This is a genomic window from Achromobacter semiaridum (assembly GCF_053543755.1).
In genome coordinates, this window is record NZ_JBLVOL010000101.1 from 8,191 (window position 1) to 10,781 (window position 2,591).

Annotated in this window: 2 protein-coding genes; both read right to left on the reverse strand. The window is 63.5% G+C overall.

Features of this window, described 5'->3' with window-relative positions; genetic code table 11:
* Positions 1–80: 80 nt before the first annotated feature.
* A complete protein-coding gene (locus ACNPP0_RS23110; RefSeq protein WP_448707105.1) occupies positions 81–1,688 on the reverse strand; it encodes an ABC transporter substrate-binding protein in 1,608 nt (535 codons plus the stop codon).
* 376 nt (positions 1,689–2,064) lie between these two features.
* Positions 2,065–2,591 (reverse strand): DUF3482 domain-containing protein (locus ACNPP0_RS23115; RefSeq protein WP_448707106.1); only part of this gene is annotated, 527 nt, incomplete at its 5' end.

The following is a 2,591-nucleotide window of genomic DNA, read 5'->3' on the forward strand; positions in this document are numbered from 1 at the left end:
AACCGGGGGCGGGGCCGGGCGCGCCCGGACGGCTTGCGCCATCCGGGGCTCAACTAGTCAGATAGGTGTGGGTCAGGCGGTTACGGCAACACCACGTCACGCAGGTCAAGCACGTCGTCGGCGCGTTGGATCACCTTGATGTTGTCCTTCACGCCCCACGACATCGGCTGCTGGTGCAAGGGCAGATAGCCATAGTCGCTACGCACGATCTCGAAGGCTTCCTTGATCATGGCGTTGCGCTTTGTCTGATCGGTTTCGACGCCGATCTTGTTGGTCAGATCGTCCACCTTTTTATTGCAGTAGCCGCCCAGGTTGAACTGCCCGGCCGCCGTCTTCGCATCGCGGCACGCCGCCAGATTCAGCAGCGCGTTGTGTGCGTCGGTGGAACTGGGCGTCCAACCCAGCATGTACATGCTGGTCTGGTTGCCCGCTTGCAGCAGGATCTTGCCGAAGTACTTGGACTTGGTCTGCGCCAGCAGATTGATCTTGATGCCCACGCGCGCCAGCATGCCGGCCACGGCCTGGCAGACCTTTTCGTCGTTGACGTAGCGGTCGTTGGGGCAATCCATGGTGACGGTGAAGCCCTTTGGATAGCCCGCTTCGGCCAACAGCTTCTTGGCGCGTTCGGGGTCGGGCTTGTACGGCGCGCCATACGAATCCGCGTAGCCGTTGATGGCGGTGGCGACCAACGAGCCCAGCGGCTTGGCCGCCCCGCGCATGATCTTGTCGTTGATGGCCTTGGTGTCCACGGCCAGCACGACGGCTTCGCGCACCTTGGCGTCCTTGAACGGGTTCTTGCCCTTGACGTCCGAGAACAGCAGTTCGTCGCGGTCCTGGTCCATGCCGATGAAGATGGCGCGCGCTTCGGGCGCCGTCAGCGGCTTGACGCCCTTGGCGTCTTCCAGGCGCTTCCAGTCTTGCACGGGCACGGGCTGCACCAAGTCCATTTCGCCCGAGATCAGCGCGGCCACGCGCGTGGCTTCCTGGGTGATCGGCTGGAAGATGACTTCATCGACGTTGGTCTTGATGTCTTTGTTCCAGTAACCGTCATAACGCTTGAGCACCGTCTTCACATCGGGCTGGCGCGACACCAGCATGAACGGACCGGTGCCGTTGGCGTTCAGGTTGGCGTAGTTGCCCTGGTTGTCGCCCTTGACGTTGGTGGCTTCGGTGGTCTTGTTCTTTTCCGCCCAGGTCTTGCTCATGATGTACAGAAACACCCATTCGCGCGGCAGGATGGGGTTGGGCGTGGGGGTGGTGACTTCGACGGTGTAGTCGTCGACTTTCTTGATGTCGGATGCCTTGGCGCCGTAGCCCTTCATGTCCGAACCGGGCGTCAGGCTGCGCTTCCAGGAAAAGATCACGTCGTCGGCGGTGAACGGCGAGCCGTCATGAAACTTCACCCCTTTGCGCAGCTTGAAGACCCATTTGGTGGGCTCGGGGTTTTCCCAGCTTTCGGCCAGCAGCGGTGTCAGTTTCAGGTTGCCGTCATAGCCGGCCAGCGTTTCGTAGATGTTGCCCTGGAAGCCCAGCGTGAACGTCTCGTTCAGCGCCATCGGGTCCATCGAGGTGGCGTCGCCCTGGTACGCCCAGTGAAAGGTCTTGGCGGCCGCGCCGGCGCTGAACGCCATTGACGCGGCAATGGCGGTCGCCAGCGCAGCTTGCTTCAAGTGAGGAAAAGTACGCATAGCCCTCATGCTCCGTGTGGTGCGCGGATTGCGCGACAGAAGTGACAGGGCCCCAGCCCCAACGGGTTCCGGGGCATGGCGTTGCTGCTTACGACGAAAGGCGGTGCGGGGTGGCGCGGCACGCGGGGCGTACCGCGCGCTGGCCGTGAAAGGCGATGCCGGGAATCACTGCAGAGGACTTCGACTTCACGATAGATCCAACCCCTTGTGATTGTCATGGCGGGGGCAGGCCCGCGCCGATGCAGATCGAATCTTATAGACGCATTCGTTTAAGCGTCAATCGGTTTGGATTGGGGTTAGTCCGCGCTTGCCGTCCGCCTGGAATGGTGCACTTTCGCGGTGCAAAAGGGTGCGCCGCGCGCTGCGCAATGACGGGCTATTCGATGGCCGGGCCGGACGATGCGGCAGATGCGGCAAGCGTGCGCGCCAGCTCATGGACCGTGCGTTTGCGTCGGTCGCTGTCTTCGTAATGCTTGCCCAGCGCGGACCATTCCGGACGGCTGCGCGCTTCCTTCAAGGCTTCCGGCAAAGGGCCCTTGCGCCAGGCCTCATCATCCGGAAGGGCTAGTTTCAATGGCTCGCGCGCGGCGTGTCCGCGACGTTCCAGCGCGTCGATCAATTGGCGCTGGCGCAGCGCCAGCAAGCGCAGCACGGCATCGTCGACGCTGATCTCGCGCCAGCCGCGCAGCTTGCCGGCCACGCGCTTGCCCAGCTTTTCAACGCCCTGCCACAAGCCGCCCGCCGCCGCGCCGATCAGCATGCCGGTGCCCAGGCTCAGGCCCGCGCTAAGCAAGTCGACCGCCGCGCCGGCCATGGCACCGGCGGCAGCGCCCATGCCCACCTGTACGCCCATGTCCTTGAGCGCCTGGGGGTGGAACAGGTCCATGCCCCAGCGTTCGCCTT